Annotated in this window: 15 protein-coding genes; 2 read left to right on the forward strand and 13 right to left on the reverse strand. The window is 68.4% G+C overall.

Going from position 1 to position 18770, the window contains the following annotated elements:
- Positions 1-17 precede the first annotated feature (17 nt).
- The 3 genes from eccCa to eccD are packed head-to-tail and all read right to left on the reverse strand — an operon-like array spanning position 18 to position 7027.
- Positions 18-4088, reverse strand: coding sequence for a type VII secretion protein EccCa (gene eccCa / locus ACZ6SF_RS21060; protein WP_466063858.1), 4071 nt, complete (start codon positions 4086-4088; stop codon positions 18-20).
- A 42-nt stretch (positions 4089-4130) separates the two neighbouring features.
- A complete protein-coding gene (gene mycP, locus ACZ6SF_RS21065) occupies positions 4131-5543 on the reverse strand; it encodes a type VII secretion-associated serine protease mycosin (RefSeq protein ID WP_466063859.1) in 1413 nt (470 codons plus the stop codon).
- Positions 5540-7027, reverse strand: a complete 1488-nt coding sequence (eccD, locus tag ACZ6SF_RS21070) for a type VII secretion integral membrane protein EccD (RefSeq protein WP_466063860.1) — start codon at positions 7025-7027, stop codon at positions 5540-5542. Before eccD ends, mycP begins: the two co-directional genes overlap by 4 nt.
- A 280-nt stretch (positions 7028-7307) precedes the next feature.
- Here eccD and eccA point away from each other — a divergent pair, with 280 nt between their 5' ends.
- Positions 7308-9149: a type VII secretion AAA-ATPase EccA gene (gene eccA, locus ACZ6SF_RS21075; protein WP_466063861.1), complete on the forward strand. Its 1842-nt coding sequence runs from the start codon at positions 7308-7310 to the stop codon at positions 9147-9149.
- 81 nt (positions 9150-9230) lie between these two features.
- On the opposite strand, the gene eccB is transcribed toward eccA, so the two are convergent.
- Complete coding sequence (gene eccB, locus ACZ6SF_RS21080) at positions 9231-10733, reverse strand: type VII secretion protein EccB (protein ID WP_466063862.1); 1503 nt, start codon at positions 10731-10733, stop codon at positions 9231-9233.
- Between the two features lie 149 nt (positions 10734-10882).
- On the opposite strand from eccB, the gene eccE reads away from it, so the two are divergent.
- Entirely contained in the window at positions 10883-12661 is a 1779-nt protein-coding gene (eccE, locus tag ACZ6SF_RS21085) for a type VII secretion protein EccE (RefSeq protein ID WP_466064082.1), read from the forward strand.
- A 79-nt stretch (positions 12662-12740) separates the two neighbouring features.
- On the opposite strand, the gene ACZ6SF_RS21090 is transcribed toward eccE, so the two are convergent.
- From ACZ6SF_RS21090 to ACZ6SF_RS21130, 9 genes are all read right to left on the reverse strand, one after another.
- Positions 12741-13040, reverse strand: a complete 300-nt coding sequence (locus ACZ6SF_RS21090) for a type VII secretion protein EsxR (RefSeq protein WP_357422137.1) — start codon at positions 13038-13040, stop codon at positions 12741-12743.
- 54 nt (positions 13041-13094) lie between these two features.
- Positions 13095-13403, reverse strand: a complete 309-nt coding sequence (locus ACZ6SF_RS21095) for a WXG100 family type VII secretion target (RefSeq protein WP_449998435.1) — start codon at positions 13401-13403, stop codon at positions 13095-13097.
- 84 nt (positions 13404-13487) lie between these two features.
- Positions 13488-14279 carry an ESX secretion-associated protein EspG gene (locus ACZ6SF_RS21100; protein WP_466063863.1) on the reverse strand — a complete coding sequence of 264 codons (792 nt, stop codon included), beginning with the start codon at positions 14277-14279 and terminating at the stop codon, positions 13488-13490.
- A gap of 6 nt (positions 14280-14285) precedes the next feature.
- Complete coding sequence (locus tag ACZ6SF_RS21105; protein ID WP_466063864.1) at positions 14286-15281, reverse strand: PPE domain-containing protein; 996 nt, start codon at positions 15279-15281, stop codon at positions 14286-14288.
- 42 nt (positions 15282-15323) lie between these two features.
- Positions 15324-15656, reverse strand: coding sequence for a PE domain-containing protein (locus tag ACZ6SF_RS21110; protein ID WP_466063865.1), 333 nt, complete (start codon positions 15654-15656; stop codon positions 15324-15326).
- A gap of 34 nt (positions 15657-15690) precedes the next feature.
- Entirely contained in the window at positions 15691-17136 is a 1446-nt protein-coding gene (locus ACZ6SF_RS21115) for a hypothetical protein (RefSeq protein ID WP_466063866.1), read from the reverse strand.
- Complete coding sequence (locus tag ACZ6SF_RS21120; protein ID WP_466063867.1) at positions 17133-17450, reverse strand: type VII secretion target; 318 nt, start codon at positions 17448-17450, stop codon at positions 17133-17135. The genes ACZ6SF_RS21115 and ACZ6SF_RS21120 overlap by 4 nt, the downstream gene beginning before the upstream one ends.
- A gap of 96 nt (positions 17451-17546) precedes the next feature.
- On the reverse strand, positions 17547-17834 hold the full coding sequence (locus ACZ6SF_RS21125; protein ID WP_466063868.1) for a YbaB/EbfC family nucleoid-associated protein: 288 nt from the start codon (positions 17832-17834) through the stop codon (positions 17547-17549).
- A 38-nt stretch (positions 17835-17872) separates the two neighbouring features.
- On the reverse strand, positions 17873-18229 hold the full coding sequence (locus tag ACZ6SF_RS21130) for a hypothetical protein (protein ID WP_466063869.1): 357 nt from the start codon (positions 18227-18229) through the stop codon (positions 17873-17875).
- Between the last annotated feature and the right edge of the window lie 541 nt (positions 18230-18770).

Raw genomic sequence — 18770 nt, forward strand, 5'->3', positions numbered from 1 at the left:
CCGCGGCGGACGGGAGATCACAGGGGATCCAGGTGGGCGATATGCACCATCTCGATCCCGCGGCTGCGGGAAACCAGGGTGCCGCGGCCCGGCGGCAGCTTGGTGGGACGGACATCGCCGATGAGTTTGCCCTCGTCCTTGGAGCCGCTCATGATCAGCGTCTCCACCGACATGTTCTTCATGGTGCCCAGAATCGGGTCGAACAGGGCTCGCGAGACACCACCGATACGCCGGGCCACCACCAGATGCATACCGATATCGCGGGCCTGCGGCAGGAATTCGAGCAGCGGCTGGAACGGATTCGCGCTGCCGGCGGCGACCATATCGTAGTCATCGACGACGATGTAGATCTCCGGTCCGGTCCACCAGCTGCGTTCCCGCAGCTGCTGCGGCGTGATATCCGATCCGGGAATGCGTTTGGCCAGGTATGACGCCACTTCCTTGATCATCGGCCCACAGGTCTGCGAGGAGGTCGAATAACCGGCCAGCTGATCGCCCTCGATCACCCCGAGCATGGTGCGGCGGTAGTCGACCATGATCACCCGGGCCTGTTCGGAGGTCGAGTTCTCGGTGATGCCCATGACGATATTGCGCAACAGCGTGGTCTTCCCGCATTCCACATCGGCGAAGGCCATGAAATGCGGTTCGGCGGTGAAATCCATGACCAGCGGCTGCAATTCGGCCTCGCCGAGACCGATGACCACCTTGGTGGCGCTCGGCTCGATTCCGCGCGCCCGCGCCTGCTCCAGTAGATCCGCCCGCTCGAATTTCAGCGGGAGCATACGCACCTCGGGCGCGCGCCGGTTCGGGTACAGCTGCACCAGTTCGGTCCGGGCCCGCGAGACGCCCTCGGCCAGATCGGCCGGATCGGAGCTGGAATCCAGACGCGGCAGCGCGATGAGCATATGCAGGTGGTCGGCGGTGAGGCCGCGGCCCGGCCGGCCCATCGGAACCTGATGGGCCACCCGGCGCCCCATCTCCGAATCCGTCGGATCGCCCAGCCGCAACTCGATGCGGGTACCGATCTGGTCCTTGACCACGGGCCGGATCTCGGCCCAGCGCGACGCGCCGATCAGCAGGTGGATACCGAACGACAGGCCCTGACCGGCCATCGCGTTGATCTGCGGTTCGAGGACCTCGAACTCCTCCCGGATCGCCATCCAGCCGTCGATCACCAGGAACACGTCGCCGAAGGGGTCCTCGGGAAACGGATCGGCGATGCCCTGCTGCAGCGCGGCGAATTTGCGGCGCCGGTACTCGGCCATCGACTCGATACCCTGCTGGGCGAACCGTTCCTCCCGCTGGCGCATCAGGGTGGTGAGCTCGGCGATCGTACGGCGCACCCGGTCACCGTCGAGGCGACCGGCGACCGAGCCGACATGCGGCATCCCCGCCAGCCCGGCCATACTGCCGCCACCGAAATCGAGGCAGAAGACCTGCACCTGTTCGGGAGTATGGGTGGCGGCGGCGGCCATGATGATCGCACGCAGGGTGGTCGATTTACCGGACTGCGGACCACCGACCACCGCGACATGCCCCTGCGCGCCGGCCAGATTGATGGTGAGCACATCGCGGCGCTGCTCGTACGGCTTGTCGATTACGCCGATCGGCATCCACAACTGGCCGTGCCGGTTGACCGGCGAGCGCCAATCCGGGTCCGGCAGCAGCATATCCACCGTCGGCGATTCCTCGAGCGGCGGCAGCCAGACCTCGTGGGCCGGGCGGCCGTGCCCGGTGAGCCGCTTGACCACCACATCGAGCAGCGAATCCGGCACCCCCTCACCGTCGGGATGTCCAGCGGCGGCCGCCGCGACCGAGGTGGGCGGCGGCGGGAGTTCGAGCAGCGGATTGAGGGCGGCGGACGATTCTTCCGGCTCGTCGGCCTCCAGCTCCAGCGATTCGGGCATCTCCACGGGCGCGGCGGTGAACACCGCGGGACGCTGCCGGGCGATCGGACTACCGTCCTCGGCTTCGGTGCCCTGCGGCGCCTCGTACGACCCGGAGACGTAACTGGCGTTGAACCGCAACGGATCCGAGGCGTCGCTCTTCAGGTAGCCGGAACCGGGCACGCTCGGCAGATGGTAGGCATCGGTGATGCCGAGCACCGCCCGGGACTCGTTGGCGGAGAAGGTCCGCAGGCCGATCCGGTAGGACAGATGCGATTCCAGACCGCGCAGCTTGTTCTCCTCGAGGCGCTGTGAGGCGAGGAGCAGATGCACGTGCAGGGACCGGCCCAGGCGGCCGATCATCACGAACAATTCCGCGAAATCGGGTTTCTGCGAGAGCAGTTCGGAGAACTCGTCCACCACGACGAACAGTGCGGGCAGCGGATCCAGCGGGACCCCGGCGGCCCGGGCCTTCTCGTAATCGGTGACATTGGCGTAGTTACCCGACGAACGCAACAGCTCCTGGCGGCGGTTCATCTCACCGGCCAGCGCGTCCTTCATCCGGTCGACCAGCGAGAGTTCGTCCTCCAGGTTGGTGATCACCGCCGCGACATGGGGCAGCGGATCCAGGCCCAGGAACGTCGCGCCGCCCTTGAAGTCGACCAGCACCAGGTTCAACGCGTCGGGTGAATGGGTGGTCACCAGTGAAAGCACAAGGGTCCGAAGGAATTCCGACTTGCCGGATCCGGTGGCGCCGATGCACAGGCCGTGCGGGCCCATACCGTTCTCCGCCGACTCCTTGATATCGATCTCCACCGGCGACCCGTCCGGCGTGATACCGATCGGCACCCGCAGCCGCTCGCGGGCGGTCCGCGGGCGCCACACCCGGGCCGGATCGATCTGGGCGGCGTCGGGGATCTTCAGCAGCGCCATCAGTCCCGGATCGGCGGTGGTGCCCTCCCCCAGGCTCACGATCTGCGCGGCGGTGGCGAGCCGATAGCGGGCCAGAGCCCGCGCGAACGCCTCCGCCTCGGCGATACCCACCGCATCGGCGGTCGCGAATCGCTCCACCCCGGCGGCGCTCTTGGCCGATACCTCACCGTTCGAGCAGACGAGCTGCAGGCCACGACGGGCGGCCAGACCGTTCTCCGGGGCCGTCAGGTCCAGCACGGTCACCGAGTCGAGGCCGGATTCGGCCACCAGCCGCTCGTTGCCGTTGACGTAGCCGTCGTCGATGACGATCACCAGATGCACCCGGCCCTGGGTGGGTTGCGGGTTGCGCATGAAACGGCCGCGTTCCAGCAACTCACCCGACAGCGCGGTCTCGAGCTCCCCCAGCGACTGATACATCATCCGCACCGAGCCCATACCGTCGCGCTGGACGACATGCTGCAGGTGGGGCAGCCATTTCGCCCAGGACCACACCGGCGCGTCGGGATCACTGCAGACGACGGCGATCGAGAGATGATCCGGGCCGTGGAAGGTCGCCAGTTCCATGATCATCGAGCGCACCAGGGTCCGCGCCTCGTCCGGATCGCCACCGATATTGATGGCCGGGAACGCGCGCAGCGACACCGCGGTCGGCAACCGGTGCACCACCGAATGCGTTCGTACGAAACGCCGCAGCGCCACCGTGGACACCGGTTCCAGATCCTCCAGCGGACCGGTCTCCGGCCGCGCCAGTTTGGTGGCCAGCCGGTGGCTGCCCTCACCGACCCGCACATGCCCGAAATCGGGATCGTTCGGACGGCGCTCCCACATCCGGCGGGTACCGACCAGCGAGGGCAGATCGGCGGGCTCGGGATGGCTCCAGCCCAGCGATTCGAGTTGTTTGCCACCGGTACGGCGGACATCGCGGCGCACCTGGTCGAGGTAGCGGAAGTAGTCCTTGCGTTCCTCGTTCAACTCGACCGCGCGCTTACCCCCGCCGCCGCGATACCCGGCCATCATGCCGACCATCGACATGATCATCATCATCGGGAACATCATCATGAACGGATTGGCCAGCATATTGCGGCCCATCATCGCCATCATGGCGATCATGCCGATCACGGCGATCACCATCACCACCGGCATGATCTTCATCATCAGCGGGGCGGGGATGGCCCGCGGCACCTCCGGTGGCGCCGTCAGCGCAACCTCCCCGCCGGGAGCGCGCGGCGGTGCGATCCGGGGCCGGCGGACAAAGCCTTCGGTAGCCATGGTTCCTTCTTCGATCGGCGGCGTGCGGTCGAGACCGGGCCGCTAGGGGTCCAATTCCAGATCCAGATCACGACGCGGGCGGCGGAACGGATAGGCCACCGCGGCGCCGATGGCCAGGCCGGACAGGCACAGCACCGAACCGGCGATCGCGATCGCGCGCTGCCGCGGATCGGGGCCCGCGGGGGTCACCGGTGCGGCGATCGGGGCGCCGTCCGCCGCGCCGACCCCGACCGGTACGGCCGGGAGATCGGCGGTGAGCGCGGCCAGCGGATCGATCAGGCCGTGGCCGATCCGGTCGTCGCGGCCGGTGCCCGGACCGTGCGCGGTCCGGGTGATCCGGTCCATCACCTGTGCCGCGTTGAGCTGGGGGAAACGGGCGCGCACCAGCGCGGCGAGACCGGCCACGTAGGGCGCGGCGAAACTCGTGCCCTCCACCGAGCGGATGCCGTCGCTGGTCTGGACGCCGTCCACCAGTCCGGTACCGCCGGGTTTGCTGTCCAGTGAGACGATCTCGCGGCCGATGGCGGCCACCTGTACCCACGGGCCGTTCAGCGAGAGTTCGGAGACCTGACCGGTCCGGTCCACCGAGCCGACCGCCAGCACATACGGCGAGAACCAGGCCGGGCTGGCGACCGTGGCCACCGATTCCCAGCCGGAACCGGAATTCTGGTCCTTACAGGCGCCGTCGGTCTGCAGGTTGCCCGCCGCGGCCACCACGACCACATTCCGGTCGAAGGCGTATTTCACCGCCGCGCCGAGGGCGCCGTCGGCGGTGTCCAGACCCGCCTGCGTACAGGCGACCTCGGAGATGTTGATCACCGTGGCGCCCAGGTCCACGGCCCGGACCACGGCCCCGGCCAGAGTCAGCACACTGCCGTACCCTTCGGGACTGATCTTGCCGGGGGCGTCGCGGTTGTTGTTGTCCTTCTTCTCGTAGGCCAGGCTCAGCTGCCGGATGGCCAGGATCTCCGCGTCGGGCGCGACGCCGACGAAGGCGTCGTCGGGACTCGGCTGGGCGCCGATGATCCCGGCGACCAGGGTGCCGTGCCCATCGCAGTCCACGGTGCCGTCGGTATCGGAGACGTAGTCCCCGCCCGGCTGCAGCCTGGGCAGCCGCGGATGGCGGTTCACCCCGGTATCGATCACCGCGACCTTCTGCCCCGCGCCCCGGCTGAATTGCCAGGCCGACTCGAGATTCAACACCTGCTGCGACATCGGCGGCGCGCTCGGGGGCGCACCGGTGAGCAGTGGTTCGGCGCAGACCGCGCTCTGTTCGGTGGGCTCCAGCGGCGCGGGACGGCCGCTGATCGCCAGCGCGGCCCCGAGCGCGCCCGGGTCGATCGCGGGTGGCGGAACGGCCGCCGCGGGCGCGACCGACAGCACCGCGACCGCACCGAGAGCGACAGCGGCACAGCCGATTCGCCGCAGTCCGCGGCGCGGCGGGCGCGGACTCATATACTCAGGTTCCTGGCCATGCCGTAGATCCCCATCATCCACAGCACCAGCGGAATCACGGCCATGATGAGCCCGTACTCGAACAACTCGATCCCGCGCCGCACCACCGGGGTCACTTCGATATGCGTTCCGATCACCCCGAAGACGATCACCCCGAGGGTGAACGCGAGCAGGATGCCGACGCAGATCAGTACGAGGTCGGGGTCCCCGAAGGACAATCCGACGAGCAAGGCCACGAAGATGAGACAGGCCCCGCCGATCAGCGCGGCCGCCTGCCCGATATCGGCGAACGACCGGCCGCGCAGCGCGAGGATGATCGCGGTGATCACCGCCAGTGTGATGCCCTGCCAGCGATAGGGTCCCAGCGGATCGGCGACCCCGAACGCCCCGATGACCGCGCTCGCGGTGCAGGCGGCGATGAGCCCGGTCTGGAACCGGTTCGCCGCACGGGCCCGTTCGCCGAGCCCCGCCGCCGAGGGCAGCGCGGTCGCGCCGATGGCGCCGATCCCTTCGATGGTCGGACGCGGCTCGTGGTCCGCGGGGTCGATCGCGGCGCCCGCGGTCGGCACCGGCGGCACCGGCAGCCGGGCGAGCAGCGCCGCCAGCCGCGGCACCGACGACAGCAGCATGATCCCGGCGACCAGCAGTCCCGCGCCGACCTTCGGCAGGCCCGGATGCCAGATCAGGTAGATCACCGAGGTGACCAGCGCGATCACCGCGACGGCGGCGGCGCCGGAGAACAGGGTGGTACCCACTCCGGTGAGCCGGTGGGCGAGCACGGCGGCGACCAGCAGGACCGAACTGCCCAGCAGCAGATGGGGACTGCCCAGCGTGCCCGGTACCACCAGGGCGGCGCCACCGAACAGCAGCATCAGCCCGTCCGCCGACAACCAGGAGGCGGTCAGTTCGTCGCGGTACCGGCGCGCGGTGATCCCGGCGGCGACCAGCGCCGCCAGCCCGCACCCGAGCAGCACGAGACCGGGCAGCAGCGGGTCGCCGTCGCCCCGGGCTAAGACCAGCACGACCAGTGTGGTGAGCACGGTGAGCGCCGAGGCGACCAAACCCATCCACCGGGCGGAGTTACCGGACCAGCCGGTGAATTCCTCCGCGGTGAGCCGGGATACCGCGTCGATGACATCGTCGAACAGGGCCGGCGCCTCCTTGGCGCTGACCGAGCGCAGGACCAGGAGTTCGCCGTCGTAGACCTCGGCCTCGTTCAGCGTGCGGCTGGGCGCGATCGCCTCGCGCCCGAGTCTGGCCAGCGTCCAGTGCTGCGCCCCGGCAGGAGCCGAATCCTCCTCGGAATCGGTGGTGCTCGGATTCCGCGATTCGATCAGGGCCACGAGATCGCCGATGAAGCTCGCGATCGGAACCGTGGCCGGCAGCCCCACATCGACCTGAGTGTTACCGCCGATCACCGAAACCCTGCTCAGTTCCGGTTCCTGCGCGCGGGTGGCGCTCGGCGCTTCGACCACTGTACTCATCTCCCCACCCACAAACCGATCAACAATTTACGCCTCAGCCATTGACAATTCATTTACCTGCAATCCATGTTTCGTTTTCCGATCGGTGCCGCGCCGCGGAACATGTTCGGTACGAGCGACTTCGGCACTGGTCGGGCACTCTCGGCTGGATGGCATCATGTTGCGTCCTCCCGGCAACTGACCCCAATGTAACGGAGCGCGCACGCGCGCGCGATCGGTAGTCTGGTATCCAGATAAACGTTCTCTTCACGCCTATACAAGAATTCGGGGAGCGACTGCAATGACCGGCAACCGCCAAGCTCAACGCGCATTCGATGCCGGAGTTCTCTCGCTCGGTCTGTCCATCGAAGGACAGGAGTCGACCCGGGATCTCGAGTACGCCAAGCTGGCCTTCCAGCGAGCGACCGAATGGGATCCGGGCATGTGCGATGCCTGGCTGGGCCGCGCCGCGGCCGGTGAGCTCAGCAAAGAGGTGCTGTTCAACCTGCACAAGACCTGCGACGCCACGCTCTACCGCGAACAGCGGCGGGTGGGCCTGCGGCCACGGGAGCTGGCCGGGCGCTTCCAGCCGGGCCTCTATATCGACTATCCGCTCTCGGGCAAGACCGAGATCACGCTGGCCTGGGCCGCGCAACTACTGGCGGACAAGGATTTCGGCGAGGCCGAACGGGTGCTGGATCAGCTGGACGAGTTCCATCGGAGCCGCCAGGCCACCGACGCCGAGCACACCGCCGATACCCGGATCGCCGCCTATGTGCGCGGCGTCCTGCACTACACCACCCAGCGCTGGCCGGACGTCATGTCGGTGCTGGCCGGGTCCGCCGACTGGGACGATCCGTACCTCGCCGCGGGCGCGCACGTCATGGTCGGCACGGCCTGTGCACAGCTGGGCCTGTTCGCGGAGTCGATCCGGCGGATGCAGGCCGCCGAGGCGGGCCCGATCCCGGCCGCGCGGTCGACCGCCATGTTCTGCCGCGGCCTGTGCCTGCGCGAAACCGGTAACGAGGAGGAGGCCCAGGCCCTCTTCGAGAAGGTGTATTCGCAGGCGCCCGATTTCGCGGCCAACTCCTCGGCGATGCGCGACCGCACCTACCGGATCACGATCACCAGCCACGAGGTCATCGCCGCGCGCACCGATAAGTGGGATCCCGCTTCCTCTCCCACGATGGAGCAGATGAACCGGGCCGAGGTAGCGGACCGGGCCAAGGAGACACTGGCCGAGGCCCGCGCCGAACTCGACGGCCAGATCGGCCTGGCCTCGGTGAAGAACCAGGTCGCCAAACTGCAGTCGACCGCCCAGCTGGCCAAGATCCGCGCCGAGAAGGGAATGGCCAGTGTGCCGCGCGGCCAGCATCTGGCCTTCACCGGTCCGCCGGGAACCGGTAAGACCACCATCGCCCGGGTGGTGGCCAAGATCTACTGCGGTCTGGGCCTGTTGCAGACCGAGAAGATGGTCGAGGCCAAGCGCGCCGATTTCGTCGGCCAGCATCTGGGCAGCACGGCCATCAAAACCGGCAAACTCATCGACAGCGCCATGGACGGTGTGCTCTTCATCGACGAGGCCTACACGCTGATCCAGACCGGGCTCTCCGGCGGCGACGCGTTCGGCCGCGAGGCGGTCGATACGCTGCTGGCCCGGATGGAGAACGACCGCGACCGCCTGGTGGTGATCATCGCCGGCTACGACGGCGAGATCGACCGGCTGCTGGCCGCGAACGACGGTCTGGCCTCCCGTTTCGCCAAACGGCTGCAGTTCCCGTCCTACAACGCGGCCGAACTCGGGCAGATCGGCGAGGTCGTCGCGAAGAAGCGCGATTCCGATCTCTCGGAAGAGGCCCTCAAGGTCCTGGTCCGGGCCTGCGATCGCCTCTACGCGATGGAGAGCACCGATCAGAGCGGGCAGCCGCGGCGCGGCGTCGATCTCGCGGGTAACGGCCGTTTCATCCGCAACGTCATCGAGGCGGCCGAGGAAGAACGCGAATTCCGCCTGGCCAACGACGAATCGCTGGATCTCGCCGATATCGACGAATCGGTCCTGCGGCGGATCGAGGAACCGGATATGCGGCTCGCGCTGGCCACCATCCTCGATTCGCTCAATATCGGGTGGACCGAGGTCGACTAGCCACCGGCACCCCTCCCGGCCGCCCCGCGCGTTCACGCGGGCGCCGGGAGGCGGTATCGCGCCGCCCGGCCCGGGTGCCGCCTAGCCTTCGGTCAGCGAATCGTGACTCACCAGCGCCGCACGCGGATCCAGCGTCGGTCCGGGCACGAGCTGGCCGATGATCGCCCACGGCGCGAGATGCGGGGTCTTGCCGAGGCCCAGGACATTCGCGGTGGCGGGATCGGGAACGCCGTACCGGACCCCGTTATCGGCCACATAGAACAGGCTCCCCCGCCGCGGGCTGCCCGGTTCCATACCGGTGATCTGGACGTATTCGCCGTGCGCCGGATCCAGATAGACCTGGTCGACCCGGTCCCCACTGCCGTCGCCGGTGGCCAGCCCGACCGGTTTGCCCGAATCCGGGATGGGCAGTGCGGTGCCGAGCAGCAGCCCCACCGAGGCGCGCTGTTCGGGCCCCTCACCGGCGCCCTCCTCCACCGGAGCGGTACCGGGCGACTTCGCCCAGGCCACACAGGTGACCGGCGCGTCCTCGGCATCGACGATCTCCGGAATCGCCTCGGGGAAATCGTCGATGGGCAGCCGGTGCACGACCGCGACCCCGTCCAGGGCGTCGGGCGGCATCACCTTCACCTCGCTCATATCCTGCGAGTCGGCGAACCGGATGACTTCGGCGGCGAAGGGCGAGACCGGTTGTACGCCGTCGGCCAGCACCACATACATCTCCGGGTTCGTATTGCCGTGGACGCCGGTGACCGAGATGATGCCGCCGACCGGGACCTCCGCCAGCGGCCCTGGCCCGGGCTGCCCGGCGCGGTCGATGGCCGGCGCCTTCAGGGCGGGTACCTGTGTGGTGGCGCCGAGGAAACCGGTGCCCACCGGACGGGCCCGGTGGGCCGGCAGATCGAGGGCGCGCGCGATCACCGAATCGCGCGGATCCAACTCGGCGCGTTTACCGTCGTAGGCCAGGTAGGTCTTGTCGTCGCGGGTCACCAGCAGGGCCTCGGCGGGACCGCCCGCGCGGATCCGCTCACCGAGCCGGGGGCGGCCCGCGACCACCGTCGTGGTCGCGCCGACCGCCGAGGCCGCGCTGCCGCCCGCGGACAGTTCGATGGTCTCGCACAGCGACCAATGCGAATCGCCGTCCTGCGCCGAACCCGGCAGCGCCCCCGGCGCGCCGGGGATACCGAGCAGCGGACCGCGGGGCAGCGCGCCGAGTTTGTCGTCCTTGACCGCATGCGGTTCGGCGTTGCTCCCTGTGATCAACCGCGCGGACGCCAGGTTCAGCACCGGATGCAGGGTCTGGCTGCCGTCGTCCTTCTTCACCACGACGTACAGCGCCCCGCTCGACTTCCCGGAGACGATGAGCGCGTCGCCGATGGCGCCCTGCGGACGCAGCAGCGCCAGAATCGCGGCGCCGGCGATGATGAGGATCCCCAGCACCAAACCGACCAGCAGGGACCGGATCTGGGACCGCATCGGATCGTGCAGCATGCGGACGTCACGGCGCACCAGGGCGTGGTCCAGACGGCGAAGCAGGAAACGGTACCCGTTCACCTGGGCACGGGTGGTCAGCTGTGCTGGCACTGGGACTCCATCGCGCTCTCGACCGCAATCTCTGCCGACACGGTACCGTAATTCACGACGGTCACGTCGGCCCATATCGGTGAAATCGCTGATGGCTCACCGATAAGCGAGCGCAGCCGAGGCAGGAACTAACAACTGTGAACGAGACGATGAACGCCGGACAACCGGAGCCAGAAATTCCGGACCGAACGGTTTCTCAGAATTCGGATAATATTCGCCGATCGGCGTACGACACATTGCGGGATCCGGAATTCTGGCTGTTCAGAATATTTCCGCTACGAATTGTTGTTCCCGGTATTCTCTTCGCCGCCGCAATCGCCTGGCTGGTGCTGGCATTCGCCGATTCGATCTGGTATTCGCTGGGCGCCGGAGTCGCGGTGGGGCTCATCGCCCTGGCGCCCATCCGCGGCCGGACCCTGGTATCCCGGATCGCGGGCGTGGTCGCCCGGCGGGGCACCGTATCGGCCGAACGGCTGGAACAGGCCGCGGCCTTCGACGTCCCGCTGCCCGAGGGCGGCGGATACGGCGTCCGCTGGGACGGGGACCTGCTGCTGACCATGCTGCGGATCGACCCGCCGCCGGACACCCTGACCCTGCTGCGCCCGGGATCGCTCAATACCGAACAGCTGCTTCCGCTTCCCGAGATCGCGCGCTGCCTCGACCAGTTCGATCTGACCCTGGCCGGTATCGATGTGGTGAGTACCGGCGCGCGCACCGCGGGGACCGGCGTGGCCGCCCATCTGTACGACCGTATCCTCGGACCGCTCCCGGCCATCGCGCATCGCACCTGCTGGCTGGTGCTGCGACTGGATCCGCTGGCCAACGCCGAGGCGGTGGACAATCGTGGGGGCGGCGGCACCGGAGCCCTGCGGGCGGCCATCATCGCCACCCGGCGGGTCGCGAACCGGCTGGCCGCACACGATATCGCCGCATCGGTGCTGACCGCGACGGAGATGAACACCGCGGTCCGCGAACTGACCCACGGATTCGCCGTGGAGCAGATCACCGAGGAATCCAAATGGCTGGAATCCCAGGGCCGCTACCTCGCGCAGTACCAGATCGGCGCCGATATGGTGGGTCCGCGGGGCCTGGCCGATATCTGGGCCGTACCCAGCCTGTCCACCACGGTGACCCTGCGGCTGCGGCCCGGTATCAACCGCGGGGATCCGCATACCGAACTCGCCGATACCGTGGTGCTGAACGCGGTGGTCCGGTTCGATACCGTCGAACCGCCCGAACAGCCGCCACTGGACGGACTGCGCGAACTCTACGGAAATCAGCTGCGCATCCTGCTCGACACGCTGCCGGTCGGCTATACCGGCCGCTGGGGCCGTGATGTCGCCTACCGGGGGACACTGGCCGCGCTCACCGAGTTCACGGTGCCGACCGCCGGCTGCGGCCAGCTGATCGGCGCGGACGACCGCGGCCAGGGCATCGCGGTCCCGCTGATCGGTGAGGGCACCCGCCAGCTCGAGGTCATCGGCACCCTGGACCTGGCACAGCAGGTCATCCTGCGGGCCACCGGGCTGGGCGCGCACGCCATCGTGCACACCGCGCGCCCGGAAGCGTGGCAGACGATGGTGCGCAATCTGGACGCCCCGCAGGTCCTCACCATCGCGCCCCGGGCCGCGGGTGCCAGTTATCACCCACCCGGCCCGCCGCCCATGCCGACGGCGCCCTATCCGAGCACCACGGTGCTCGTATTCGACGGTGTACCACCGGTTTCGCACGCCGGCGGCGCGACCATCGTGCACGTCCGGCAGCCGCACGAACCGGCCGGTTCGGTCGAGGCGGATGTCTCCCTGATCCAGGATCCGGCGGCGCCGAACCGCCTCACGATCCGCACACCCGCGGTGACCACCACCGTCAATATGGTCACCACCAGGGAAGAGATGCACTACATCGGCGAATCCCTGGCCGCCCGCTGAACCCGGACGCACAGAACGGCCGGCCGGATCCTCAACCGATCCGGCCGGCCGTTCTCGTTATCGCGCCCGAGGCGACGGATCAGGCGAAGGCCGCGAAGCCGTCGCCGATCTTCTTATCGGTCTGCAGGGCGCGCTGCAGCGCGTTCTCGACCGCGATGGCGAGCTGGTCGAGCTTGTGGAGGGTGTCCTCCAGCTCGGTGTTCACCGACTGGTGCGCGCTCTGGAAACCTTCCTGCGCGCCCTGGCTGGCCATGGCGTTGAGGAAGTTGTCCTTGGCGGTCGCCAGGGCCTCGATCTCACCCTGGATCTTGCTGCCCTCGGTGTTCAGGGCATCGAACAGTGCCTCCATGGTGGGGCGGTCGTACAAAATATCGCTCATGTTCCCATTTCCTTCTCGGTGGAGCGGATTGGTGGAAGTACTACCCGGGCCGGGTCAGAGGCTGGTGTAGCCGCCGCCGGGGATGAAGGCGTCCTCATCCATGCCCAGGATGGTCTGGGTGGCATCCTCGGTGGCCTTGGTCAGCTCGTCGAGCTTCTGGTTCAGCCGGTCGGACTCGTCGCTCCAGGCCTGGGAGGTGGTGACGAACGACGCGTTCGCGTCACCCTTCCAGCCCGCGCGGGCGGCGTCGCCCGCGGAGTCGACGGCCTTGACCGACATACGCAGATTCTCGATGGCCTGGTACATCTCGCCGGTGGCCTTCTTGACCAGCTCGAGATCGAGATCAACACCCTGTGTCGCCATTACTGGGATCCTTTCGTGAGATTGTTGTGCACGAGATCGCCCGACCGCGTGCGAAGGAGATCGGTGGAGTAGTCACCGGGGGAACTAAGGTGTCAGCCACCTCCCCCCGGGCAGTCCTTCGAGCAACGCGGCAACCGCCTGGGCCACCCGATAGTCGCTGCCCGTTGTGACCGTGGACCAGATCTGTTGATCCGGCGAAACCGTGGGGGCGGCGACGATCCGCCCGCGTTCGGTGTCGTACACCGCGACCGCCCCGGGGGCGCGGATCGACTGTCCGTCTTCGTGGCCGTAGGCGACGATCTCGGTGAAGGCGTGGCAGGAACCGAACGCCGCGCCGAGAATCGTGGCGTCCCGGGCGGCCACCCCCGAGGCGTACATGGCATCGACATAGTCGCTGGTGCCCTCGGCGTCGTCCAGCCGTTGAGCCAATTCCGCGGTCGGAGAGCTGAATCCGGCGACGTCCGCCGGCTCGCACACCGGAAGGGCGCCGAGGATCGCGCGGGTCAGTTCCTCCGGGGACCCGTCACAGGACCACAGCACGATATCGAAATCATCGCCCGTGCGGACGGCGGCCGCGTGCTGTTCGTTGCGGTAGCCCACACACACCCGCACCGCCCCGTCGGGTGAATAGTGGCGAGCCACCAGTTCCCGGTCGGGCTGTGAGAGTACGAACAGCGCTGCGGCCAAACCGCTCTCGACATCACCGTCGGTGTCGAACACGCCCGTCGCGGTGAGATCGGCGACCGCCCGCTCCCGCGCCGCGGCCCATTCGGCATAGGAGTCCTGGCGCGGCCCCACCGAGAGCACCAGGGGCAGAGTCTGCACCCGCAGCCGCTCGGCGACGGCGAGCAGGGCGTCGTTGGTCAGTACCGTCATCCGCGATCACCCACCGGCATTCCCCCCGGTGCGCGCACCGGGAGCCGTCTGGGCCGCTTCGACCCCACCCAGTACCGCCGGCGCCGCCTGGATCTCACCGGCGGCGGCGAACTGTTCGTCCTCGCCGGGCAGGGCGGCGCGGGGAAAGCGCGACGCTTCGTGGCTGCCGCCTCCGCCGCCGTGGCCGCCCATCATGCCGGGCGCGATCGGCGCGCGCGAACTGGCGCCCGCGTTTCCCGACGATGTCGCGTTCGGCACGACTTCCTGGACCGCGGTGGACTTCGCGAAAGCCGGTGCGGTGTAGGCGGTCAGTGTCCGGGCGGCCGGCCCCGGCAGGGACAGGCCACCGAGCATCGGGCCCATCCCGCCGACCGGCGCGGTCGCCGGCTTCGGAGGCTCGGTCGCGGAAGCCGCCGAATTCTCCGCGACCAGCGCCGTTTCCGGCGCGATCATCGGCGGATGCGTCTGCTGCCACGCGAAGGCCAGCGGTTCGGTGGCCTTCTCGTAGTTCTCCATCACCCGGCTGGCCACGGCCTTGGCCATATCCGAGTCCTTGTCCGCATCGGCCGCGACGGCCTTGATCGCCGCACCCATCGACCCGCCGATCGATTCCAGCATTTCCTGGATCTGCTGGATCTGCTGGATATCGGTGACGGCGGGCATGGCCAGCCGCGCCACCTCGTAGGCGGCGACCTGCGCCTGGAACCGTGCCGCGTTCGCCGCCGCCGTCGCGGTGGCCTCGATCAGCCAGTCGCGCAGTGTCGAAATCCGCTGCAGCACTTCACTGCTGCGGCCGGACCCCCAGGCGCCGCGAACCTCGGCCACGGCTTTCTCGTACTCCACCACGGCCGCACCGAGGGAGGCCGCCACCCGCGCCCAGGCCTGAACGGCCTCGGCCATGGGTACCCCACCCGGGCCGGTGGTGAGCTCGCGGGCCAGCCGGTCGGCCGGGCGCGCGGGCCACACCACCCCGGTGAAGCCGGGTTGTGGTGGTTCGATCATCGCTGAGGAGTCCCCCTCCGGTTTCGATGCCGTGGATACCGGTCAGGCGCCGGGCCCGCCGAAATTCACCGCGTTATCGGTTTCCATACCGCCGAACTGGTTCGTGCTGAGCCGCAGCGTGGCCGCCAGTTTGCGAATCTCGTGCACGCTGGCCTGGGCACTGCTCAGGAAGGAGCCGGCCACATCGTTCTGCGTCTGCGCGGCCCGGCCCGATACCTCGTCCACACCCGCGGGGAGCACCGTCAGCGCGTCCTGGGCCGCCGCCAGATCCGCGGCCAGCCGATCTGCCAGCGTGTCCAGCCCGGACGACGCCTTCCCTGCCGCATCCGGATCGAACCGGACGCCGTTGTACACCTGACCGATCTCGTTTTCCATGGGAACCCTCCTGTGCCTGATCGCCGGCATTCGCCTAGAGCGTGAGTTCTTTGTCCGGCGGAGGTTCTGAATCCGTATCCGCCGCCCCGACCACCGGCACCGCGATGCCGTCCATCTGCCCGACCACTTCGTCGCCGTATTCGGCCGAGACAGGGCCCCGGGCCGAGCCGTCGGTGATCGATTCGCCGTCGCGGGCCATTCCCGCGGCGCCCATTCCCGCGCCCATCGGCATATAGCCGGGGCTGTTGCTCGAGCTCGAGCTGTTGCCCGCCGAGTTCGCGGCCGAGGACATCCCCGCCGAATTCGACGAATTGCCCAGGCCACCGGGCGCGCCGACCGCGCCGAGAGGTCCGGGCGCCGCGAGCTTGGACCCCGGGAAGGCGTTCAGCGGAGCGGGAGCGCCGCCGCCTACCATCCCGAGCCCGCCCACACCGCCGCCGAGTCCGCCACCGGCGGAGATATCCCGCTTCTCGCCCGGTTCGCCCGGCCCGTCGACACCGTCTCCGATACCGACGGGTTTTGAACCGTCCGCGGTGTGCTGCGCGGCCAGCTGTCCCAGTGACTGCCCGGCCTGGCCGAGCCCCTGGCCGATCGACCCGGCGACCTGGCCGACGCTGCTGATCAGCGGGGTGACCATACCCATGATCTGCATGAGCTGATCGAGCTGTTCGCTGGGATCCACCCCGGTGGGCGCGCTGGTCACCGGAACCTTCTGGCCGGCCTGCACCATCAGCCCGCTTTCCACGGCCAGCTCGCCCTTGGTCTTCGTCGTAACGGCCAGCCCCTCGGACCCCGCCTCGACCGCGAAAGCCACCAGCAGCGCCTGGCCACCCGGCGTGGCGCAGTACAGCGGAGCGAGCCCGAGTTTGGCGGCGAAAGCGCTGATCACCGCCGTCATCAGCGCGGCACCGGTCCCGACCGTCACCGCACCCTCGCCGAGGTGCTGTTTCTCCTGCAGGCTCTGCGCTTCCAGATTGCCCGCGTCCGCGGTGGCCTGGCCCGATTTGGTCGCGGCTTCCATCGCTCCCATGCCCTGCCACAGCTGCATCACGGTCTGCAATGCCTGTGGCGCCACCTGCAGCACCGACTGCATCACGGTGCCGACCTGCGAAAGCATCTGCATCGGATCGATCGGAGGGGCCGCGGGAGCGGCCGCCGGATCACCCGCGGCCGCCGGGGCCGGAAGCGCCGGCGGCGCGAACTGCCCGGTACCGAACGCCGATGCCAGATCTGTGAGCGGGCGCATCAGCGCGCTCAGGTCGATCGTCGGCAGCGGCGGCATCCCGGGGAGTTGCCCGAACGCCGGGAATTCCGGCAGCCCGGGCAATCCCAGGTTGGCGAGGATATCGTTCACCGGCATATCCAGCATGGGCGCCAGCGCACTGCCGCGCAGCATCTCCAGGATGGTCGGATCCAGTGGTTCGGGACCGGGTGGCGGCGGCTGCTCTCCCGGTGGCGGGGAAGCTGGTGCCGTACTCATGGCAGCCGGTTCACCGTGCCGATGTTCATCCCGTTGACAGCATCCGTACCCGCATAGCTCGCCGCCGCCTGGAAAGCGGTCAGCGCGGTGCCCGCGTGCACACCGGCCAGCTGTGCGACCGAGGCGAGATGATTCGCCTGCGCATAGGCGAACGCGAGGAGTAACTCCTGCCCGATCAATCCGAAGACCGGGGCGGCGGCCGCGACAGTGACGGCCTGATCGATTTCGGCTGCGCTCGCCACGCCCGTGGCCATCGCCGCGGAGGCATTACCGTACGCAACAATCGCTTCCGGAACTGCGTGAACGTGATTCATTTGGTGTCCAATCCCGAAACATCCCACAATGTTTCGTCAACAACGGTACCTAGCTGATACCAACGGCCGCGACCGCGACGCGTTAACAGTCGGTGACTACCTCGTGCTTTCCGAATTGAAGGCGGTAACCAGATCCGCCCGTTGCGAGATGGCCTGGTAGGCGGCCGCACGCGCCGTCTCCACCAGCAATTTCTCGAACTCCGCCGGCTTGAGTTTGCCGATCGCGGCGGTAAAGCTCAGCCCGGTCAGCGCCGCGTTCCCATCCACCTCCACGGTAATCGCGCCGTCGGGTGAAGTTTCTGTTACCGAGATCCCGACCATCGACTCGTGCAGATCGGTGAGCCGGTACACCTGCTCCTGCACCCGGGCGATGAGCTCGTCCATTGTTTCGACCATGACAACCTCGCGACTTCTCCCCGCGCCTATACCGAGCGCAGCCAGCTCTGGGGTTCGGTGTTGTAGTCCTGCTCTTCGACGATCTCCTGCCGCGCGACCTCCGCCTCGGTCGGCAGACCCGCCATACGCAGCATGTCCTCGGTGAATCCGGCGGCTTCGAGCTGATTGCGCCGAGCCAGGCCCGCGCGCGCCGCCGACTGTTTGCACAGCCGCAGGATCTCCCCGGCCAATGCGTCGGGATCGCGCCGCAACTGATCGGGCTCCAGCGAGATCGCGGTCGGGACACCACCTTCCGAGGTGGTCACCCGGATGGATCCGGTCAGGGAATGGGCGGTGAACTCGGTGGGGAACTCCTGGTCCCCCGGCCTATCGGGCGTGTTCATCGTCCTCCTCCGGAATCGCACCGCGGCGACGAGCAATTCGCCCGCGCCACGGTGGCCGCCTGCGACCGGTACGGAACCGGCCGCCCCACGCGGCTCAGTATCATTTGCGCAGGTGAACCCTGGGTTATCAGTGAGTGTTCGGCCCGCGGTCGGTCCGTGCATGCGGGGTGATCGCCGCAGCTCACCGCGCCTTCCCAATATTGGGGAAGAACAGTCGAGGTTGCCTGGTCACAGCGATATACGCTGTGGCGGTCCAATCCCGGGACTCCCACCCCCGGACCCCACAACCGAATAGTGAAGCGATCGGGCCGAAACCTGTTCGCAGTTCGCGTATGCCCCGGGAACGGGCGCATACGCGATGAGCGCTGCCGCGTCGATGACAACCCCATACCCCCGAACCTCCTGATCGTCGGCGACGAATACGGCGTCGATGCTGCCTTCGCCTCTACCTCGACCGAGTTTTCCCGCCCAGCGGCCTATCTGTTAACAGTGTGCCAGCGGTTGGGTCGTATCGACACCCTTCCCGGTGATCCGGCCCGCG

The organism is Nocardia sp. NPDC049935 (genome assembly GCF_055586645.1).